The following is a 22,915-nucleotide window of genomic DNA, read 5'->3' as shown; positions in this document are numbered from 1 at the left end:
ACTGAGATTATGAAAAGTATGAAACAACTTTTGGCGTTTGCAGTGGTAGCCATGATGATTGCTGTGAGTTCATGTAAGAAAGACGATGACAACACCGTAACGGAAACTGAAAGAGATCTTGTGTTGACTGCACTGCAAGGTACTTGGACTGTTGATGCCTCATCTAGTTTTGCTAATACAGAAATAGATGCCTCTGGAGTTACGGCTACTTTTACAGAGACTGGGTTTCAATTGACAGGAAATATTGAGTCTTACGCTACAGGGGGTACCTATACAGTAGCTGAAGATGGAAGTATTTCTGATGTAACAGTAAACCTCGTTCCGGAAAATCTGGAGATCAATGGTACTTCTACTGTTACGCTTTCAGCTGCTAAAGATCAGCTTACAGTTAATTTTGCTACTGTACAGTCAGATAGCAGAGTAGGTGGTCTTGGTGAGTTTAATATAATATTGAATGCAAACTGATCCATGATAGTCGATTCAAATGGATAAGCAGGGGCCTCATGTCTCTTGGCTTTCTTGGTAACTCATTTTTAGTATCCGATGTGTGAGTATAGCAAGCCATAGGTATTGAGGCCCCTCTAGTTTTTATTACCTAATTCACCCTTTTGAAACCCGAAAAAACCACCATATATCACCTCGCTGAAAAGCTCAATGTCTCACCGTCTACGGTATCAAGGGCATTGAAAGATCACCCGCGCATCAGTAAACAAATGCGCAAGCGAGTGGTGGATTTGGCTCGCGAGCTAAACTTTGAGCCTAATATAATGGCTGCAAATTTACGCAGCGGTCATTCCAAACTGATCGGGATGATCGTGCCCTATCAGGATACGGCATTTTTTTCATCCGTGATCCGTGGGGTAGAGGATGAAATCCTTCAACATGGCTATCAGGTGATCGTGGCACAATCTAACGAACAACTTGCCAAAGAAATCAAAGCACTGGAGGCATTGTCGGCTACTCAGGTGGCTGGAGTATTGCTGTCACTTTCTCGGGAAACGGATCAATTCGATCATATCAATGCTTTAAAAGACAAACAAAAGCCGATCGTTTTGTTTGATCGGTCATCTTTCCAAATAGACTGTGATAAAGTAGTGCTGGATGATTTTCAGGCTGCTTTTGATGCTGTGAGTCATTTGATCAGTAGTGGATGTTCCAATATAGCTATTCTGCATGGCCCGCTACACCTGGATTTATATGCTGAACGGATGAGGGGCTTTCTGACAGCCCTGAAGGCTGCGAGTGTAGCACACAATGAAGATTTGATGGTGTGTGTGGATGACACTACCGAGTCAGGGGCGGATGCAGCAGCCAGGTTAATGAAATCTCCTAATCCACCCGATGCATTTTTTACGACCAGTGACTATATGGCATTAGGTGTGATGAGTTATTTGAATACGCTTAATGTGGACGTACCTGATGAAGTGAAGGTGGTGGGTTTTAGCAATGAACCTTTTACCAGATGGTTGGTGCCTTCTCTTACCACGATAGACCAGCAAAGCCAGGAAATGGGGCGTGTGGCGGCCAGGTTGCTAGTTCAACGCATCGAAGGTCATGGAGTGGCCGTAGCCCAAAAGGTGGTCATTTCACCAAAGCTAGTGATACGTGATTCATCTACTTCCAGGGAGTCTATTGGTCGGGAGAGTCTGGTCTGATTTCCTTCCAAATTCTTGAAAATTAATACGCACTATGAATTATCGAATAGTTGTTTTTCAATTGTTAGCTGTTTTTGTTTGGTCTTGTGGAGCCGAAAAAATGCCGATACAGGATCATTTCCCCGATGGCACTCCCATAACTGACTGGTTTCGAGATACCACCAGAGTTTCCATAGCAGAGCTAGGTACGCCTTATATACTCAGCGATTATGGAGTTGGGCCTTATGATACCACAGTGCTCCATACAGAGATGATTCAGCAGCTTATTGATGAGGCGTCCTCAAATGGTGGAGGGGTAGTGGTTATACCACCTGGTGTGTATTATTCTGGAGCATTGTTTTTTAAACCTGGCACTCACCTCCATTTGCAGCAAGGAGCAGTACTCAAAGGATCTAATGATATCACTCACTATCCAAAGCAGCCTTCGCGCATGGAAGGACAAAATCTTGACTATTTTCCAGCATTGATCAATGCTTACGGAGTGGATGGCTTCACCATTTCGGGGCAAGGTGTAGTAGATGGTAACGGGCTTAAGTTTTGGAAGGCATTTTGGGCACGAAGAGCTGAAAACCCGGCCTGTACAAATCTAGAAGTTTCACGTCCCAGGCTGGTATTTATTTGGGATAGTGATGACGTACAGTTGCAAGATGTTACCCTACAGAATTCGGGATTTTGGACCACCCATTTGTATCAGTGTGAAAATGTAAAAGTGCTGGGAGTGCGCATTTTGGCGCCAAGAAGTCCGGTAAAAGCACCGAGTACCGATGCTATAGATATCGATGTATGTAAAAATGTATTGATCCGAAACTGCTACATGTCTGTGAATGACGATGCAGTAGCGCTTAAGGGGGGTAAAGGTCCGTGGGCAGATGAAGATCCCAACAACGGGCCAAATGAAAACATTCTAATAGAAAACAATGTGTATGGGTTTTGCCACTCTACGTTCACTTGCGGCAGTGAAAACATACACACGCGCAATGTACTGATGCGCAACTGCACCGTGGAAGGCGCTCAGCGGCTGATCTATCTGAAAATGCGGCCTGATACTCCCCAGCGATATGAATACATCACGTTAGAGCAAATTTCCGGGTCGGTACACACGGGGATTTATATCAAGCCATGGACTCAATTTTTTGACCTGAAAGGCAGGCAGTCACCACCCGTATCCACATCTGCTAATCTTACCTTTAGAAAACTCAACCTGCAAACACAGAAGTTTGCGGATGTAGGCATCACGGCTCATGATCAGTTACAATCATTTCAGCTGGAGGATTGTGAGTTCACCTCGGGTGCAGCAGCCCTGGATACGGCCTTATTTGATGGCCTTACCCTCAGCAATGTGGTTATCAATGGCCAGCGCTGGGAGGGAGGAGCCATCCAGGCATCGGAAGATCAGCAGGAAACACTTCAGGTTTTTGAGTGAAATCAGGGGGCTGTTTTGGAGTCCTCATTTAATTAAGATAATCTTATTACCGCCATACTCATGCGATTATTAGTATTGATCATACCATTTCTAATGACTTTGGCTGCACATGCACAGACTTACGATGGTTATCTGTTCGCCTATTTTTTGGGTGGAGACACTGGTGAACAAGTGTATTACGCGCTGAGTACGGACGGCCTAAAATATAAAGCATTGAATGGAAGCCGCCCGGTGGTACACGCAGAGGAGGTCAGTACTTCGGGAGGAGTAAGAGACCCACATATTTTACGGACCCATCACGGGAGCTATTACATGACGCTTACAGACCTAAAGACAAAAGCGATGGGCTGGCAAAATACAGCTATGGTGCTCCTGAGGTCTAAAGACTTGATCACCTGGGAATCTAGTGTTGTGGATATTGCCACGGAATTTCCAGACCAATTTGGAGATGTAACCAGAGTGTGGGCACCTCAAACCATTTATGATGATGAGAAAGACAGTTATTTGGTTTACTGGTCTATGCTGCAGCCTGGAGGTAAGGATATTCTATACTATGCCTATGCAAATGAGAGTTTTACTGCGCTACAGACTACTCCAAAAGTCTTGTTGAATCATGATGCAGCTTGTATAGACGGAGATATTGTCAAAAAGGATGGTCGGTATTACTTGTTTTTTAAAAATGAAGATCAAGGCGAAAAAGGGTTATTGATGGCCAGCTCTTCTACGCTCACATCCGGCTATGAGGTACACGATCGCTATGTAGATCAATCAGATTGGGATGTGGAAGGAGGCTGTGTATTCCAACTTATTGATCAATCGGGCTATATCCTTATGTATGATGTGTATCGTAGGGGCCAATACGAATTTTGCAAGACTGAGGATTTTATAACCTTTGAAGTAATAGCGGGTGAAATGGATTTCAAGCCTCGCCACGGTACTGTTATCCCGATTACAGCAGAAGAGATGACTCGCTTGCAAAAGCAGTACTAATACGTTGTTGTTGAAGTATTTTGATGATTTTCTAAAAATAGCCTCGCAAACACTCTGGTAAAAATAAAATTCTCAAAATACACCCCTTCAATTAAGAATATTTGAACATCATTGGTGCAATTGCAGCATAGTTTTGGAGTATTGTTTAACCAATAAACCTAAACTAATGAAAAGCAAAATGTACCAAAATTTAAAGCGGTCTTTCGCGCTGATTGCGCTGCTCTTGAGTGCTGTAATAGTGCATGCTCAAACCTACCCAAATGAGGTATGGAAATCAGGCAGTACTTATTACTGGCGAATCAATGGAACCACAGCAGGGAGCTCTTCCAGTTTATCCACAGCTATCAATAGCTGTATGGGCACAGGAAGGGAAGTTCATGTGACGACTGGAGGAACCTTAGATGCTACTCTGAATGTACCCGGTAGTAATGTCAAGCTTTATGGGCATGGAAATACCTTTACTTGTAGCTTTACAGGAACGGGGATTTCAAACAGCAGAGACGGATTTGAGATACACGATTTAACACTTACTAATGTGGTAGGCGGGTATGGAATTCGTAGCAGTGCGGCCAGTAATTTAAGTTTTACCGATTTGAATCTTACTAATATTGATTGGATCGGAATTCGAATTGACAGTAGGTCTAGCAATCCCTGGAACTATACGGAGTATAACTTATACATGAGAGATATTTATGTGGACAATATTGGCTCTCATGGAGTGGAAACTTATAGTATCGATGGTGTGACAATTGAAGGAACAATCACCGCTAGAAATACCGGAGGGTGTGGAGTTCTTTTTAATAAAACATTCAATGGAACTGTAAGTAAAGTAGACGCTTATAATTGTGACTGGTTGGGCGGATATGCAGGTCTTCGCTATGCCAATGGTTGTAATAATATTACTACTGATACCCTTTTGGCAGAGCATTGCGGACGTGGGTTTTTTATTGTCCAGTCTGGACCAACTGTAGAAGGGCATGTGAATTATGCTGAGATTAGAAACTGTTCGGATGTTGGAATCTGGATAGAAAATGGAACCAACTGCAGTGTAAAGGCTGGTTGTAATGATAGTGGTACCACGGTGTCCGGTTCAGGTAGCTATGCGAATGTTTCGGGTCCATGTGATGGAGGGAGCAGTAGCTCCAATGCAGTTTGGTTGGAGGCAGAGTGTGCTACGGTAGGTTCTTTGTGGAATGTCAACTCCGATGTTTCGGCTGCTAATGGGCAGGCTGTTGAGATCCAGCCTGGAAATACCAGTGGATCCAGCGCTCCAGGCACTAGTGGTCAGTTGAACTTTACTTTTAATGTAGCGCAAGCCGGAACCTATAATGTGTGGGGACGCGTAATTGCACCTACTGCAAGTGATGATTCTTTCTGGGTGCGTGTAGATGGCGGAAACTGGATCAAGTGGAACAATATTGATTTGGGATCGACCTGGCACTGGGATAAGGTTCACGATGAAAACAATGGCAATCAAGTAGTTGATTTTACCCTGAGTGCGGGGAGTCATACATTAGATATCGGTTACCGTGAAGATGGTGCTCAGCTAGATAAAATATTTATTGATGAACTTGGTAATACTCCTGCAGGGGTGGGTGAAACAGCCTCTAATTGCGGAAGTGGAGGAAATCAGTCTCCAATTGCAGACGCAGGTGCAGATCAGACGGTAACGGATACGGATGATAATGGTAGTGAATCGGTGACCCTTAATGGCACTGGTAGTAGTGATCCTGATGGTACCATCGCCAGCTATGTATGGACTGAGGGAGGAACTCAAATAGCTACAGGCAGTAACCCGTCAGTTACTTTGGCTGTAGGTGCGCATACGATTACACTCACTGTGACCGATGATCAGGGTGCTACTGCTACAGATGATGTAGTGGTCACCGTAAATGCGCCAAGCACAAGCAGCAATACAGTTTGGCTAGAAGCCGAGTGTGGTACCGTAGGGTCACTTTGGAATACTCCTGCTGATGGATCAGCTTCTAATGGTACTTACGCTTCTGTTCAGGCGGGTAACAATAGCTTGTCATCAGCGCCAAGCTCTGCCAATGGAAGAATTACTTACAATTTTGATGTGAGCGAAACTGGCTCCTATAAGGTATGGGGACGAGTGATTGCTCCTACTGTAGATGAAGATTCATACTGGGTGAGAATGGATGGAGGATCCTGGATCAAATGGAACAACATCGCTCCGGGATCATCCTGGCACTGGGATGAAGTACATAATGCTGACAATGGCAACTCGGTAGTTACTTTTAGCCTGACTGCAGGTAGTCATACATTTGACGTAGCATACCGTGAAGAAGGTACTAAACTTGATAAACTTTATGTGACAAATCAAGGTGATACTCCTTCTGGAGCTGGTGGATCTGCTACCAACTGCGGAGGAGCACGAGCAGGTGATGCCGCCACTAATAAAGTGCAAGCAGCTCAGTTTATGGTTTATCCAAACCCTGCTAGCGAGGTACTTCACTTAAGATTTGCAGATGATAGTGCTCCACATCAGGTTACCATTACTGATATGTCTGGCAGAGCCTACATCAATCTGGAGACTTCAGCGAATGAAAAATCTGTAGACCTTCATGGGTTAGCCAAAGGCTACTATGTAGTGTCTGTAAATACAGGTGGAATAATTGAAACGAAGGTGCTCATTAAAAAGTAAGTACACCAGCTATTCTAAGAACAATGAGGGCCGATTTTATCGGCCTTTATTGTTTAGAGTTCACCTGATGCCAGTTTACATCAGGTTTTTGTTTTTTTAAGAGCATTTCATGTAAGTGTGATGAAAATACCCTCCCTATAAGGTGAATTTGGTGCCTTTTGCTGACGGCCAAGCCATATAAATTGCTTTCTATGAGTGCATTACTTCTTTGGCTTTTCACCTTTATGATCGTGCCACTGGCTTCTTCCAATGAGCCGCCAACCATTTATCTTTCCAAATATTACGGAGACAAGCAGTGTGCAATTAGCTATACGTTTGATGATGGAGTACTTGAGCACTATACACTGGTATTCCCCAGGCTCAAGGAACTAGGGTTTTATGCCACGTTTTGGATCAATGGAAACTCTATCAATGTTGCGGAGAAACATGGGAGCTACAATGGTATAGCACGCATAAGCTGGAAAGGGCTCAGGGAGATGGCCGAGGCTGGTCATGAAATATCCAATCATGGCTGGTCGCATAAAAAGCTGACAGAGTGCAGTCCAGAAGAAGTGCAGGAAGAAGTACACCGAAATGATCGTGAAATAGCTGCCCAAACAGGTTTTTGGCCAACTACCTATTGTTTTGCCGGTAACAGCATGAATCCTGAACTGGTCCAGCAGGTATCAAAAGGACGGGTAGGGGTGCGCATTCGTCAGTATAGGATGGGGCGTAGGTCATCTGCTCAAGTGCTGGAAGAAAAATTGACAAGTCTGATCAGCAAGGGTGAAGCTTGTGTTACGATGATCCATGGGATTACTCATGGGCATGACCCTTTTTCATCAGCCGCTATTTTATGGGATCATTTGGAGCAGGTCAAGGCGCTGGAAGATAAGATATGGGTGGCACGTTTTAAAGATTTGGCGGCCTATCAAAAAGCCTATGACAATACACAGCTGCAAATTGTACCCATGGGTGAATACGCTTGGAAAATCATCCCCATTTGCACCCTGGATGCGGCCCTTTTCCGAGTTCGGCTTACCATGGTTATAGAAGGACAGACTGCCGAAAACATTACGATTTCGCAAGGTGGTAAATTGTTGAGACCTATGCCGGGTAACAATAAGATACTTGTGGATATCGACCCACACGGACCTCCGATACGAATTGTTAAAACCAACTAGTAGATATGAAAAATTGCATTTTGGTCATGACGCTAGTGCTCATGGCATGCTCAAATACCAAACCTGTGAATATATGGATGATCGGTGACTCTACAATGGCTGCAAAGAAAGCCAGCCGATTGCCTGAGTCAGGGTGGGGAGAAGGTTTAAAAGCATTTGTCACCCCAAACACAATTGTGCACAATCATGCAGCGAGTGGAAGGAGTACCCGAAGTTTTATAGAAGAAGGGAGGTGGCAAAACGTAGTGGATAGCCTCCAGGCGGGAGATTTTGTAATCATTCAGTTTGGGCACAATGATCAAAAACCCGATGCTAAATTACATACAGAGCCTTATGGCGAATTTGTAAGGAACTTGGAGAAGTTTGTTCGAGAATCAGAGCGGTCTGGTGCATTTCCAATTATTTGTTCGTCCATCGTAAGAAGACACTTTACTAAAGACGGAAAGCTCACAGATACCCATGGAGATTATATCCTTGCTGCGAAAGCGGTTGCTGCAAATCTGGAAGTGCCTTTTGTGGATATGGAGCATATCACAAGGACTTTGGTCACTGGGCTTGGAGTTGAAAACTCCAAAGCCATTTATACTCATACGGCACATAAAGCTGATGATACACATCTATCCACAAAAGGGGCCAGGGTAGTGGCCTACTTTTTCGCCAGAGAAGTGCAACGGGTAAATAGTTCACTCGCTCGTTATTTGGATTTGCAAGAGGCGCGTTTTTGCAACCGACTGATAACTCACGAGCTAATCACAAGTGAACTTAACCAGGAATGATAGAGGTGCCGAGTGATGCTCTAGATAGGGCAAAACTCCACTACTTCCGATAGGGATTTGGACCAATTGAGCGGTAAACAGGCAATAAATCGTATGTTTTTTTGATCAGGAGGCATATAGTACGGATTTCACCCCCTCTTTATACGGAAATGACAAATCTTAAGTCAGTGAAGAAGCAGGAAATTGGTGAGGTAAATAACTACCAATTAAACTTAACTTATTTGACTTATGAAATGTAAACACTTACTCAGATGGAGTTGGTTGCACGCTGGGTTGCTCTTCTCAGCATGTATGCTGGTCAGTAGTAGTATTAGCGCTCAGGACTTTGCTACCAATGCTAATGGGGCTGTAATTTTCGAGGCGGAAAGCTTTACGGCAAATAATGCCGGAGTAGGAGCTTATGTAGGATATACATGGGAGCAAGCAACAGCACTCGCGGGATATTCTGGTACCGGATACATGATTGCTTCGGGAGCCACTAATCAGTCCACACAAGATAATGACAAACCCAATATGACTTACAGCGTCAATTTTGGGGAGGCCGGAAGTTATGATATATGGGCGTATGTTTATTTTCCCGATGGCAGCTCTGATTCTTATTTCTATGGACTGGGTACTGCCAGTGGAACGCAGTTGAGAGGTGGCACGCTCGGTCAATGGCAGTGGCGTAAAGGTGACGGATCACTGACTGCAGCTGGAGGAATCGAAAACCTGGTGATCGAACTAAGAGAAATCAATGCGGCAGTGGACAGAGTAGTGCTCACCAATGCTGGTTTTGATCCTGCAAATCTTGGTTCGGATGCATTGACCAATATTTCGCTGAGCGTTGGGACACTCACTTTTGATGCCGCAACCACCACTTATAATGTCACGCTCCCTGCCGGCACTACCTCTGTGGATGTGGTTGTCACAACAGCTGACGTACTTGCTACCTACACTGGTGGGGGGAGCATTGATGTCTCAGGTGGAAGTGGCTCTACAAGTATTCAGGTCACAGACTATGAAGGCAATGCTTCTTCTACTACGTATACAGTTAATCTTACGGTGGAAGCCGAGGTGCAGGATGCTGATGGTGACGGAGTACCCGATCATGAGGATAGATGCCCGGGAAGCAACGACAATGCCGATACCAATTCTAACAATATTCCCGATTGCTTAGAGCATGAACAAGCCAATGATGCAACGGGCTTGGTAAATTTTCAGGCCGAAAGTTACTATAACATTAACCAAAATGGTGCGTCGGCAACCTGGGAGGAGGCATCAATACAAGAAGGTCATAGAAATGCATATATCTCGACCCCTGCAAGTAGTGGATACGGAGATCCTACAACGGCCCCGTTCGTTCAGTATGCTGTGAATTTTGTTAAAACTGGTGAGCATCATTTGTGGGTGAGAGTCTATTTTCCAAATGCGAGTAGTGATTCTTTTCATTTTGGACTGGATGGTGAAACTGCAATTACCTATAATCAATATCCTTTTCCTGGAGGCTATGCAAAATGGGTATGGTATAACTTCGGAAGTTTTTCAGTGTCAGCTGCCGGAATGAAAACCTTCAATATTTATACCCGTGATCCAAATGGGTTATTGGATCAGATTATTCTTACCACCGATGCTACGTATGATCCTACCGCCTGGTCAGGTTCAACTTCTAACGAATGGGCAACAGCGAGCAACTGGTCGGATGGCTATGTTCCGGGTGAATTTGATGCGGTGACTATCCCTGCAAATGCCGATGTAGTGGCATCAGGTGATGTAAGCATCAATGAGGTGACCATAGCGTCTGGAGCATCCCTGGCGTTACTAGGAAGTGCTACCGGAAATGCGACAATCAAGAGAAATACAACAGGTAGTGCTGGCTATAGTATCGTAGGAGCACCCGTGAGTGGAGCTGATTTGTCTGCTCTGGCTGCTGATTACCTGTATGATTACGATGAGGCTACCAGCCAATGGGTAGCTATGAGCAGTGGTGCTATGGCATCTGGTAAAGGATATTTTCTGGGATACGATGCTGTAGGTCCGGAGGTGAGTTTGAGCGGTGCCCTGGTGTCTGGAAATGTTAGCACGAGCATCACGAACTCAGGAGATGGATTCAATATCGTAGCTAATCCCTATGCAGCAGCTATTTCTGCTGATGATTTTATTGCAGAAAGCACAAATGCCACGAACACCACCGGATCTATATACCTATGGAATGATGGAGGTGCCAACACAGGAGGAGAACGATCTGGCAACTATGTGGTGGCCAATGATCTCAACACAGGTGTGAATGTAGGCTCGCTTCAAGGGTTTTTCGTGGAAGCATCTGCGGCCGGTGATGTATTGTTTACGCCAGCCATGCAGACGAGCACCGCGGGAGCCAATTCAGATGCCAATTATTACCGCAAGGCCTCAGATATTCGTCAATTGTTGAAACTATCTGTTTCTGGTAATGAATTGCGAAATGAAACTGCTATTGGCTTTGTGACTGATGCGACTTTCGGTCGTGATTACGCACTTGATGCGACCTTCCTTCAAGGAAATGAATACATGGCCTTCTATAGCTTAATGGCTGACACTAAAATGGCTACCCAGGGGCTGCCTGCCATCAATGAGGCCATAGAAGTGGATCTTGGAGTGGACCTAAAAGTAGGAGGAGAATATACCCTTGCCGTGGAGCAGTTTCAAGGTTTTGATGATATAGCGGTGACGTTGCTTGACAAGGTGACGGGTGTCACTCATGAGCTGGGAGCGCAATCTAGCATTACGTTTACTGTAGATGGTGATTACAGTGCAAATAGGTTTACCCTTGTGGCGGCTCCAACAAAAATCTTATCTGTTGACAAGCTAAACAGTAAGCTGAAAGTATTTGGTGAGCGCTCATCACTTACTATCAACTACACTTCTGATCAGACTGAGCGTGTAAGTATCTATGCTTTGGATGGTCGATCAGTATTTGATAAGCAAGTGTCGTTTACTGGCAATCAGGCTGTAATTGCTCCGAAGCTTAATACACGTCAGGTGTATATCCTCAGAGTAAATAATGAGTCCATCAAATTTGTCTTGCAATAAAGATACTGTCCTGCCGCTCCAAAAGAGGGGCAGGGCATTGATCAAATAATAACTCTGTCAGTCTCTCATAAAGAGTGCTTCTGTTGTCTTCTTTAAATCCAGAAGTGCTTTCGTAAGGGGGATTGACTCAAAAAATAAAATGTCATGAAATCAATTTATAAAATACTCTTTACGCTAACTGGTTTGTTTTCCACGTGTATTCTGTTTGCTCAATCCCCACCAGCACCACCTGCTACTCCGATTGATGGAGGGCTTTCAGTGCTACTAGCAGCTGGAGGTGCCTATGGATTAAAAAAGCTCAACGATATGAGAAAGAATGAAAGTTGATTAGTTGTGTGAGCGTGAGGCCTCAATTGGTATTCTCATGTACCGATTGAGGCTCACGCTTTTTTTTCCTTTCGAAAAAAAATATTACGATTCCAATAGTTACAATTTATCGCTCAATTTAGCCGTTCCCGACGGCTTATTTTTTTACCGGAATTTCATAGGGTAATGGCATTGACACGGGTATCACGGCCAGTTGATCGATGACTATACCGGTCTGATTGACGCTTAGCGTGAGCTTATTCATACCTTTGTTGAGTTTGACTTTCACTTGTATCGCCTGGTAATTTCTTAACACATTTTGCTTCCACGCCTCACTTCTACCTTTGGTGTTAAGGTTGTGAGTAGTGAGAGCAGCGCCATTTACACTGATACTCAGTTGATGATTACCATCATTTGCATGTGTAGGCAGGCACCTTACTTCAAGATGATATTCGCCAGGCTGATCTATCTCTAGCTCGTATGTAAGCTCTGGTAAGGATTCAAAATGCTCGTTGACAAACGGGGCCAGAGTAACCGCCGAGCAAGTATAGCCCAGTCCCTCAATCGACTGCCATTCGAATCCTTGCTGCCCTTTGGCTTTGGCATAATCAGAGCCCTTCAGGAATAGGGGAGTAGTTTCAGGTTTTGCTGATGGTACTTGAGAAATGGAGTATTCAAAAGGAGGTGCCTGATAAACGGGTAGGTTTCTCGGAGACAGGTCCATCATATGATTCCATTTCCCATCATTAACTTCCCGATTGTATTGATTTGTTAATCGTACGATTTCTTGATATGCCTCGAGGGCAAGGCGGTCAAATTCCAACTTCTTTTCATGAGTATCAGCCATTAATGCCTGCTGATTGTATAAAAACTTGTGATTGATGCGTGTAGCACATTTTACTGGATAGGCCACCAATTGAAAAAATGCGGCTTGCTGGTTGCTGTTGAGTAGCTTCGAAACTTTTTCGACACGATCGTAAAGTGCCTGATAATTCGTCACACGTCGGGTGAGCTCACCATAGGGTGTATCAAGAAAGGCCGTTTGCTTAATTTGTGTGGTGGGTTCGGTTTGGCTCCAGCCCATGTATTCTGGTTTTCTGAGCATAGCAAGTCGGTAATACTCGCTCATAATAGCGGCGATTTCTTCCGAATGTTGTGTTCCAAATTCACGACTTGCCCATGCGGTCAAGTGATTTTTGGGGTTCACCTCATCTATATCCCATGCCAGGTCCAAAAAGAATTCCATGTTGTACTCAGCGGGTTTGATGTCGCCTACATTGGCTATCCATATTTTGCGCGCACCATTGGCATATGCACGTTTCATCTCATACCAGATGAGGCCGGGCTGTGTGGTGGACAACCATAAGTAGTCATGAGGGCGGCCCCAGTAGCTGAGGTGGTAATAGACTCCACTGCCACCCGGGCGTAGCTGTTCGGTCTTATCGCTGAGCCTGCGGATGTATCCGTAGTTATCGTCTGGCCAAACCAGCGTGACATCTTCAGGTACCTGGAGGCCATTGTTGAAGAGATACAACACTTCTTTGTAGGGGATAAACATCTGCGGAATACGATCAGCTGGGGCATCTAAGGATTGCTCGAGGATGTTTCGTTGGCTGTTAATGATCTTTTCGAGTAATGACACCCTGTCTTCGATGGTGCTGGCGCCGGTCATTCCCGAATCGTGGATTCCCCGCATGCCAATGGTGACCAGGAATTTGTCCTGCTCGTCGAGCTCCTCAATTCTTTCCTGCCAGTATGCATCTATTCGAGACGCATTTGCAGCATAATTGTACTCGCCCATTTCTTTTTTAGACCATTCATCCACATTGTTTCTGAGCATGGGCTCGGCATGGGAGGTGCCCACATAGATATGATATTGAGCAGCCATTTCCTTATTACCAGAGATGGTGTAGAAAGCTTTGGTGGATGGATGCATAGCAGGCCAGATGGTATTGGCTTTGAGTCGGAGGAGCAGTTGAAAGATTTTTTCGTAGGTCTTGGGACCAATATCTCCCACCTCTGTTTCGAGCGTTTTGGCGGCCCATGGTTGTAAGCCCCAGTCCTCGTCATTGAGGAAAATGCCGCGGTATTGAACAGCTGGTTGCTCACGATATCCGTCGACCGGAATCTGAAAGTCCAGGGTAGCGCTTTTGGGTAGCGGCACATCAGCCCACCATTTCCACGGAGAGATTCCAAGTTGTTCGGCAAGATCAAAAATACCATAGACCGTGCCTCGCACGTCTCCACCTGTCACGATGAGTGATCCTTTTACATAGTCGATTTCAAAACACTCCCAGCAGGATTTAGTCGTAATGTCACTGTCTGAGAAGTTGCCAACGTAAATGCCAGGGAGGTCTGCCAGTAAAGCCTCCGCAACAGCTACTTGAGCAGCGGTGTTGGTAATGGCAGCAATATCTTGTGCAAGGTCTTCTGCGGCCCACCAGATGAGTGAATCTGAATCCGGTGACAGGTACACGAAGTACCCTTCCTCTTGGGGAAGCAAGCGTTTACTGGTCGTGTTAGGCTGTATTTGACTACAAACAGAAGATACAGATGCTAAAACAACCAAAAGCGTTATGAAAGTCTGGGGTTTACAGTGATGAAATTTTCTCATGGATGGTGGAATTGAAGAATTTATCTGTTGTAAAAATTTCATTTATTCTCCTCAATGGGGTGTGTCTATCCATTTATCATGTAGGTATTATCGTATTTGTAAATGGAGTGAGGCATTGCAGCATGCGTCATTTTTAAAAAGATTGTAAAAGATTTTGATATAATGAATTTTACCAACCTCTGATACGAGAATGTGACCATGAATCAGGCATGTATTCGGGATCTTGCCTTGAGAATATAGAATATCAAAAATTGCTATGTCATGAAATATTGGTCCGTCGTTGCTGTGGTTTGCTTTTTTTTGTTTCAATCCTTTGCGTCAGGTGCTATTGCCATAAAGGGCAATCATTTGAGAGCTCCTGAAGGAAGTGATTATGTCTGGTTTCTAGACGGAGGAGTCCTTTCCGGTGAGGAAGGACAACAGTTGGAAGTTGAGAAGAATGGTACCTATTTGGTAACTTATCGTGACAAGTCGGGAAGTACCAGAAGGAGCACAGTCGCCGTAGTACGGACCAAGGAAGGTGTAAGACGTATCTATTTAATCGGTGATTCTACCGTTCAAAATTATCCTTCCTCATCCTACCCTATGACAGGATGGGGGCAGGTGCTTGGTCATTTTTTTGATGCTGAAAAAGTGGCGATCAGTAATCGGGCAATAGGCGGAAGAAGTTCCAGGACTTTTCACGAACAAGGCCGATGGGAGTCTGTAAAGAATGAATTGAATGTTGGTGATTTTGTCTTCATTCAGTTCGGGCATAATGACAGGTCTTCCAACCCGGACCGACATACAGACACCGCGCAGTATAAAAACTATTTAGAAATATATGTAAAAGAGACGAGAGCTCTGGGTGCTACCCCCGTATTGGTAAGCCCAATGGTAATGCACTCTTTTCAGCCTGATACTTTGTATAATCGCTTTAGAGAAGGGCGGAATGACTACCGGGGAGCTATGCTGGAGGTAGCCAATAAACTGCAGGCACCATTTATTGACCTCAATTTGAGATCTTACGAATATGTGCGCTCAGTTGGGGAGCAGCTTGCTGCTGATTATTTATTCATGAAGTTTCCAGCAGGAGTTTATAGCAACTATCCCAAAGGGCTAAACGATGGAACACATTTTCAGGAAATGGGTGCATTGGCCATGGCTAGGTTGGTGAGTGATGGGGTGGCTGATCTTGTAGGTTTTGAGGAGATTAATTACCTAAAAGAAGCTTTGATGCCTACCTACCAGATTGAATTTTCACTAACCCCGACACACCTGGGGTACGTGATCCCTTCCTTTGAGGCACCTAAAGGAGCAAGAGTCACCAGAAGAGCTATCCTAAATTCTGATATCGGCTATACGTTTATGCGTTGGGAAGACGGAGCAGGGACCACTGTGTCGGAAGGACAAAAAATAGAAACATTTACCATGGAAGGATACGATCAAGCGTATAGCGCCATTGTTGCCGATTGTATGGGAGTTGAGTCTGGAAGTAGCTTGTTTGATAACTGCTTTAATTGCCTCACAGACACACTATTGGCCCCTCCTTGTGCCAATCGTGTGGAATCTGAAAATGCCTGTGAAGCTTCAGGAATAGTGGACCAGCAAATGGAATATGGAGTTGAAAATCAGTTTACAATATTTCTTGCGGGAAAAACAGGGCTTATTCACTATCCGGTCCACTCTTCGACTGGTGGCAACACTTCCTTTGGGTTAAAATTCAAAGGAGATATGGACAGTCAGTTGGCTGACGTCTATGTAAATGGTGCTCTCCAGGTGTCTGGGATAAATTTAGCTTCTACACAGGAGTGGGCCATAGTTTATTTTAATCTGGATATTCAAAAGGGGAAAAACACAATTTCAATAGTCTTTCCAAATTTGAAAAATTTATTAGCTGTGGATATGCTGATGACGTATCGTGAGAGTGAGCTCATGGCTACCAGTTGTTCCCTGGATCTGGATGAATTTGAGGCGGGTTTGGTTTTGCAAGCAGCCAATAATTCCGCGCCGGCGCTTTTTCCAAATCCGTTTCGAAACAGTTTAACTATCCAGACTTCTGGTAAACTGAGCTATCAGGTTTTAACTATGTCAGGTGTAGCAGTATACTCTGGAACATGTCGCGACAGGTGTGTCATCGGGAATGAACTTCCGGTCGGCAGTTACCTCATCAAAGTGACAACAGCGACACGTGTATATAGCTATTTAATCGTCAAACAGTAATGAGGAGCCTCTATTCAGAAGAGGCTCCAACATTGCATTATTTTACCAGGGAAGGAATAGACTCATCTTGGAGGAGGGATAGTGCTAAGGCTACTATCTGGGCGTTAATAGTAGCGCCTTTCCTATTGGTATGTGTGTGATCTTCTAAAAAAAGACTATCTGTAACATAACCTTGCCCCAGTTTTTCATACTTTTCTGCAACCAGTTCATGCAGGTTTATAAAGTAAGCACCTTCTTGTTTTGCGGCTTCCTCTGCCCATTTGGCATAGTCTGATCGCTTTACTTTATTGCCATCCCACTGATTTCGTGCAACAAGAGAGCATACGATGGGTGTTGCGCCTTTGGCTTTGGTATCAGCAATGTATTTCCGTAGGTACCATCCATATGATTTTACAACCTCTCTTCGTTTGGTCAGTAGATTGTCAATTTCCATGAATTCTTCTCCGTTTCCTTTGATCGTACCTCTGGCTCTAAAATCATCGTTGATAGCACCACCATCATTATGGCCAAACTGAATCAATACTATATCGCCAGGTTGTAAATTGTCATGTACAGATTTCCATCGGCCTTCTGTGATAAAGGTTCTTGAGCTTCTACCGCCTATGGCTTTGTTGACAACCCTTACCTGAGAAGTATCCAGATAATCAGCAAGAATGGAACCCCATCCCCAAAGTTTATCAGCTCCTTGTCCACTTCCGTTTTTCACCGTGGAGTCACCTATTAGATATAAGGTTGGTTTATCCTGGATGGGAATGAAACTAGTGATGATCCAAAGGCTGACTACACTTAAAATAATGCGATTTGTCATAATTTCTGTTGTTTGACTGCTTCGCTTGAAAGCAGTGTATTAATTGTCAAGAATGCTTTTGATCGTTAAATTAATGGGATAGGTTCTTCCAAAATTGAATCTTGAGGGCCTTTTCTGTTAGATTATGAATTTACCGCCCTTCATTTACGAATATGCAAATTATCGCTACAATATGCTTTCTATACCTTAGCCCAGGTCTTGAGACAAACTATGGTAATGTGATGGACCGAATGTTAGTTTAAGTGAAATATTAATTTATGAAAACAACCATACTGATGAAGAAAATGAAGAAGGTACTATTAGCAATTTTCGTTGTAGGAACTACAACAGTGAGTGCACAGAAGTTTGAAGAAACCCAGGTAAATGACAGCATTTGGGTGACGATCATGGAAGCTGAAAGCTATGATCCGGATCTTAATGTAGCGGGAGCTGAAGGATTCGGCTTTTTAGAAGATAATACACTTGCCGGATTTTCTGGGGATTTCTATATGGCGGCTCCAAGTGATGTTGCAGGTCAAGGAAATGCGGAAGCTGCGATGGCGAATTCACCAAAGATGGGGTATTCCATTAAATTTAATCAAACAGGAACCCACTATGTTTGGGTTTTAGCGAGCTCTGCAGATCATTCCTCTGATGATTCCTGGCATATTGGTGTTAATGATAGCATCCGCTCTCAGGGCATGGAGTATATGGGCTACCGCGGCGTAGCAAAGGAAACCGATGTGTGGATTTGGACGCGCAGAGTAAATGACAATTCTTTTGCTCGATTTGATGTTGCGGAGGTAGGAATTGACACTTTTCAGATCTACATGAGAGAGCCAAACGCTAAAATTGACAAAATCATCATCACCAACCATGAAGATTACATTCCTTACGACAGTACCAACCTTCAAGGTGGAGCTGAAACGTTGTACATAGAGCCTGTGCCACTTAATGCTCAAACGCGCGGCACAGCCTTCGGGGTGTATCCTAATCCTTTGGCAAGCGCTGCAACAATCTCTTTTGAGCTTGATTATGCGTCACCCGTAAACGTGGTGGTTTACAATATGTCAGGTCAGGCGGTAAAGCATTTGCTCAATGATAAAATGACTAAGGGTAGACATGAAATCACCTGGGATGGTAGCAACAATTACGGAGCATCACTTCCTAATGGAGCGTACATCATTCAGTTAGAAAAAGGAGGTGTACGGGAGTTTAGAAGAGTGGCTATTTCCCGCTAACAAAGAGACCGTCAACGTGCAAGGGATGTGGGATGAGAAATCTTTCGTTCGGGGCACTTGGCAGTAAGTCGGTTTAAGTTTAGATACAGAGAATTGGAGGTCGTCACCACATCAGGGGCGGCCTCTTCTGTTTATGGTGTTGCCGTACACAAGGTGAACGATTCTGAAGTTGCTGGATATCGTAAAAAAACTGCTTAAAAGGCATTTTATCGCTTGAAATACGAAAATGCCACACCTTATAAACGAATACATGAAGCATGCTGAAGTCTAATTCAGCATACACTTGCATTGGGGTAAACATCCATCATTTTTTTAACAGGGATAACAATCATTATAATGAATCAAAGGTATCTAGCTATGAATTGCTGTTTGTCGCTTGTTTGGCTACAGCTTGTATTTTCATGTGCTCCTCAATCTGAGGAAATCGCCTACTCCAGGGAACAAGTACTACAGTCCATGCAGTTGGCCAATGACTATTTTATGGAGAAGTGGCCGGATCCGTCAATACCAATTGTAGGACGTAAAACCTGGCCCAGCCATATATGGACGCGGGGTGTGTACTACGAAGGGTTAATGGCGCTACACAGCATCTATCCGAAAGAAAAATATATTGACTATGCAGTGTCATGGGCAGAGGCGCACGATTGGAGTTTTCGATATGGCATTACCACGCGTAATGCAGACAGTCACTGTGCTGGCCAGACTTACCTGGACCTATACGAGCTAGGACATCCGAGTGCTCAAATAGATAGTACCCGGGCTTCCATAGATCTGATGGTAGCTTCAGATAAAGTAGATGACTGGGACTGGATAGATGCCATTCAGATGGCAATGCCGGTATTTTCTAAACTGGGTAGAATCAAAGGTGATTCCACATATTTTGAAAAAATGTATGAGCTCTACGCCTATTCCAAATACGATGAAGGTGGTGGGTTGTACAATGAAGTAGATGGGCTGTGGTGGCGAGATGCCGATTATGTGCCGCCATATACAGAGCCCAATGGAGAGGATTGTTATTGGTCCAGGGGGAATGGCTGGGTAGTAGCAGCTCTCGTCAGAGTACTTAACGACATCCCAGTAAATGAACCTCACCGTCAGGAATACGAGGAGGATTTAATAGCAATGCTCGACGCATTGATCAAAGTACAACGTACAGATGGTTTTTGGAATGCAAGCTTACATGACCCTGAAAATTATGGAGGTCCTGAGGCTACAGGTACAGCCTTGTTCGTATACGGCATGGCATGGGGGCTTAATCAAAACCTTATTGATTCGACGACTTACTACGAACCAATGGCCAGGGCCTGGAATGCTCTTTTGGAAGAATCCTTGCAACCCAATGGATTTTTAGGATATGTACAGAGTACGGGTAAAGACCCTTCTGCTGGTCAGCCCGTTACCCAGCTCAAAGAGCCGGATTTTGAAGACTATGGGTTAGGTTGTTTTCTACTGGCCGGAAGTGAAATCTATAAACTGCTTGACGAACAATGAAAATTAAAAGGATATTTCGCATTGCTTCTATGATGGTATTCATTACCATGATTGGCCATCAGTTAGCTGGTCAGGTTCGTCGGGATGTGCTGATCAATTTTGATTGGAAGTTTATTCAAAAGGATATTGATAATGCCTACCTGAAAGATTTTGACGATAGCAATTGGCAAGAGGTACAGCTTCCACATGATGCTTCGATTTACGGGCCCTTCTTGCAGGATTCGCTTGGAAGTGATCGTAAAAATGGATTCAGGCCAAGATTGAAGGGGTGGTATCGAAAAAGCCTTCGGCTTGAGCATATTGCTCAAGAAAAAAGATACTTTTTGGAGTTTGAGGGAGTTTACAGGGATGCCAGGGTTTATTTTAATGAGCGACTGGTTGCTCGCCAGCCGAACGGATATGAGGAGTTTGAGGCAGACATAACTGACTTAGTACACGAGGGGGAAAATCAGATTGCCGTATTTTATGACAATACCTACGAAGAGAGTTCCAGATGGTACAATGGGGAAGGGATTTATCGCGATGTGTGGCTCAAGGAACGCAATCCAACGTATATTTTAAAAGACGGAATAGCGCTAACTACACCTTTCCTTACAGATGAGCTGGCCAAGGTGTCTTTGCTTCTGGAACTACAGCATGCCAAGACTAAGGAAGAACATGTGACGCTAAAAACTGCCATTTATGATGCGGCAGGCAAACTTGTGACCTCTACCAGAAGTGTGGCTCCGCTGTTGTCAGGTGAGCTTTATACTTACAGACAAAACCTGGAAATCGAAAATCCAATTCGTTGGTCGCTGGAAAACCCCTACCTGTATCAGGTCGTCACGAGTATTTATGTGGAGGATAAAAAAGTAGATGAATTGACTACTGCCTTAGGTGTGCGTTCGCTTGAGTTTGACCCCAATAAGGGCTTTTTACTGAACAGCAAGAAAGTACTGGTCAAAGGGGTGAATATCCATCATGACCTGGGACCATTAGGCGCGGCGGCATTTGAGCGAGGGTTTGAGCGGAGATTGGAAGGACTCAAAGCACTTGGATGCAATGCCATTCGATTGTCACACAATCCCCATGACAAGTATATCCTGGACTGGTGCGATCGTAACGGTATGCTGGTCTATGACGAAGCGTTTGATAAGTGGGCACCCCAGTTTTTTGGTCCTGAGCGTGAGTTTAAAGATCACTGGCGTTCGAGTTTAGCGGCCTTCATTCGAAGGGATCGAAATCACCCATCAGTATTTATTTGGAGTGTGGGTAATGAAACGCACCAGCAAAAAAGCCCAAAGGAAAATTTCGGCGTGGACATGATGAAGGAGATGGCTGACTTTGTGCACAAACTTGATCCAAGCCGATCCGTGACCTGCGGATTACATCCATCCAGAAAAAGCGGAGCGTATCGAACGGAAGATTATTATTATGCAGGACCTCCTGAAATGGAATTTTACATGGATGTGGTCAGTACCAATTATCGAGAAGAGTTTTGGCCAGTAGATCACTCCAATTACCCACAGCTCACCTTTATTCTTAGTGAGGCCCAGGTAGGAAATCTAGGCAATGAATGGTTCAATTTTAATCATGACTATGGGGTAGGAATGTTTTACTGGGGAGGTACAGACTACATAGGGGAGTCGTTTGGATGGCCTGCTAAAGGCTGGCCTAACGGAATCATTGATTGGAATGATCACTGGAAGCCCTTCAGCTATTATATCCAAAGTTTGTACAGCGATGAGCCGATGGTTTACATAGCTGCTTATGATCCTGGTGAGGAGACCATGCAATATTGGAATGAAGTTAATCTCCGTTTTCAGCCGATGTTTTCACACTGGAACTGGGAGGGGCGAGACTCTATCCGATTGATGACTTTTAGTAATGCTCAGGAAATAGAGCTTTTGATAAATGGTAAATCAATAGGAATCAAAAAAGTGCCTGAAGCGTATTTCACCAAGGACGTAAAAGCATACACTGCTGAGCAATATGACCCAGAAAACCCCATCAACACGGGGCCGGAATTGCATAAAAAACTAGAATGGGTTGTGCCTTACTCTGAAGGAAAGATAGAAGCAAAAGCTAGAATTGATGGGAAAGTAGTGGCTACATATGAATTAGAGACTGCAGGACAGCCCTACGCCTTGAAATTGGAGCCAGATCGGCAGAAGTTGCAGGCAAATGGCCTTGATTTATCATATCTCACTGTTTCTGTGGTGGACAAGCAAGGGCGCCTGGTACCCGATGCTGAGTATACCATCAATTTTGAGGTTTCCGGTTGTGGGGTAAACGCCGGAGTGAGTAATGCAAACGTGATTAGTAATGAGCCATTTCAAGGTAATTCAAGGAAAACTTTTCAGGGTAAGGCGTTGCTCGTTGTAAGAGCAACCCGTGATACAGGTAAAATCAAAGTGAAGGCAGCGAGCAATGGCCTGAAGTCTGAGACTGTGGAACTGAACGTGATTGAAGGGGAAAAACTTGATTCATATTCAGCAAACTTAAATTAATTACGCATGCAGATTCATTTGATATTGTTGTTAATAATGTTGTTTCAGCCAACCGGCCAAGCTGA

The 22,915-nt window shown here is 44.3% G+C and carries 15 protein-coding genes; 13 read left to right on the top strand and 2 right to left on the bottom strand.

Features of this window, described 5'->3' with window-relative positions:
• The first annotated feature begins 9 nt into the window (after positions 1–9).
• The 9 genes from C7460_RS00195 to C7460_RS00155 all read left to right on the top strand — a co-directional run bounded on the left by C7460_RS00195 (position 10) and on the right by C7460_RS00155 (position 12,047).
• Entirely contained in the window at positions 10–465 is a 456-nt protein-coding gene (locus C7460_RS00195; RefSeq protein WP_115866046.1) for a hypothetical protein, read from the top strand.
• Between the two features lie 143 nt (positions 466–608).
• Positions 609–1,655, top strand: coding sequence for a LacI family DNA-binding transcriptional regulator (locus tag C7460_RS00190; RefSeq protein ID WP_115866045.1), 1,047 nt, complete (start codon positions 609–611; stop codon positions 1,653–1,655).
• 34 nt (positions 1,656–1,689) lie between these two features.
• Positions 1,690–3,078 (top strand): rhamnogalacturonidase, encoded by a 1,389-nt coding sequence (locus C7460_RS00185; protein WP_115866044.1) that lies wholly within the window; start codon positions 1,690–1,692, stop codon positions 3,076–3,078.
• Between the two features lie 60 nt (positions 3,079–3,138).
• On the top strand, positions 3,139–4,068 hold the full coding sequence (locus tag C7460_RS00180) for a glycoside hydrolase family 43 protein (protein WP_115866043.1): 930 nt from the start codon (positions 3,139–3,141) through the stop codon (positions 4,066–4,068).
• Between the two features lie 166 nt (positions 4,069–4,234).
• Positions 4,235–6,733, top strand: a complete 2,499-nt coding sequence (locus C7460_RS00175) for a T9SS type A sorting domain-containing protein (protein ID WP_115866042.1) — start codon at positions 4,235–4,237, stop codon at positions 6,731–6,733.
• 191 nt (positions 6,734–6,924) lie between these two features.
• Entirely contained in the window at positions 6,925–7,896 is a 972-nt protein-coding gene (locus C7460_RS00170) for a polysaccharide deacetylase family protein (protein WP_115866041.1), read from the top strand.
• A gap of 5 nt (positions 7,897–7,901) precedes the next feature.
• Positions 7,902–8,672, top strand: coding sequence for a rhamnogalacturonan acetylesterase (locus C7460_RS00165; RefSeq protein WP_115866040.1), 771 nt, complete (start codon positions 7,902–7,904; stop codon positions 8,670–8,672).
• Between the two features lie 228 nt (positions 8,673–8,900).
• On the top strand, positions 8,901–11,720 hold the full coding sequence (locus C7460_RS00160) for a hypothetical protein (RefSeq protein ID WP_147302804.1): 2,820 nt from the start codon (positions 8,901–8,903) through the stop codon (positions 11,718–11,720).
• 144 nt (positions 11,721–11,864) lie between these two features.
• A complete protein-coding gene (locus C7460_RS00155; protein WP_115866038.1) occupies positions 11,865–12,047 on the top strand; it encodes a PID-CTERM protein-sorting domain-containing protein in 183 nt (60 codons plus the stop codon).
• Positions 12,048–12,183: 136 nt separating this feature from the next.
• Here C7460_RS00155 and C7460_RS00150 read toward each other — a convergent pair whose 3' ends face one another.
• Positions 12,184–14,529: a glycosyl hydrolase 115 family protein gene (locus C7460_RS00150; protein ID WP_170147834.1), complete on the bottom strand. Its 2,346-nt coding sequence runs from the start codon at positions 14,527–14,529 to the stop codon at positions 12,184–12,186.
• A 372-nt stretch (positions 14,530–14,901) separates the two neighbouring features.
• Here C7460_RS00150 and C7460_RS00145 point away from each other — a divergent pair, with 372 nt between their 5' ends.
• The gene (locus C7460_RS00145; RefSeq protein WP_115866036.1) at positions 14,902–16,842 is read left to right on the top strand and encodes an SGNH/GDSL hydrolase family protein; all 1,941 of its coding nucleotides are present in this window, start codon (positions 14,902–14,904) and stop codon (positions 16,840–16,842) included.
• Between the two features lie 37 nt (positions 16,843–16,879).
• Here the strand turns inward: C7460_RS00145 and C7460_RS00140 are convergent, their stop codons facing one another.
• On the bottom strand, positions 16,880–17,650 hold the full coding sequence (locus tag C7460_RS00140) for a rhamnogalacturonan acetylesterase (RefSeq protein WP_115866035.1): 771 nt from the start codon (positions 17,648–17,650) through the stop codon (positions 16,880–16,882).
• Between the two features lie 257 nt (positions 17,651–17,907).
• Here C7460_RS00140 and C7460_RS00135 point away from each other — a divergent pair, with 257 nt between their 5' ends.
• The 3 genes from C7460_RS00135 (at position 17,908) to C7460_RS00125 (ending at position 22,850) form a co-directional block, all read left to right on the top strand.
• A complete protein-coding gene (locus C7460_RS00135; RefSeq protein ID WP_115866034.1) occupies positions 17,908–18,870 on the top strand; it encodes a FlgD immunoglobulin-like domain containing protein in 963 nt (320 codons plus the stop codon).
• Positions 18,871–19,227: 357 nt separating this feature from the next.
• Entirely contained in the window at positions 19,228–20,361 is a 1,134-nt protein-coding gene (locus C7460_RS00130) for a glycoside hydrolase family 88/105 protein (protein WP_115866498.1), read from the top strand.
• The gene (locus C7460_RS00125; protein ID WP_115866033.1) at positions 20,358–22,850 is read left to right on the top strand and encodes a glycoside hydrolase family 2 TIM barrel-domain containing protein; all 2,493 of its coding nucleotides are present in this window, start codon (positions 20,358–20,360) and stop codon (positions 22,848–22,850) included. The genes C7460_RS00130 and C7460_RS00125 overlap by 4 nt, the downstream gene beginning before the upstream one ends.
• Positions 22,851–22,915 lie beyond the last annotated feature (65 nt).

Source organism: Marinoscillum furvescens DSM 4134 (assembly GCF_003386095.1).
Lineage (GTDB): Bacteria > Bacteroidota > Bacteroidia > Cytophagales > Cyclobacteriaceae > Marinoscillum > Marinoscillum furvescens.
The sequence above is the reverse complement of the archived record's forward strand: the minus strand, read 5'-3'. Positions and strand labels throughout refer to the sequence as shown.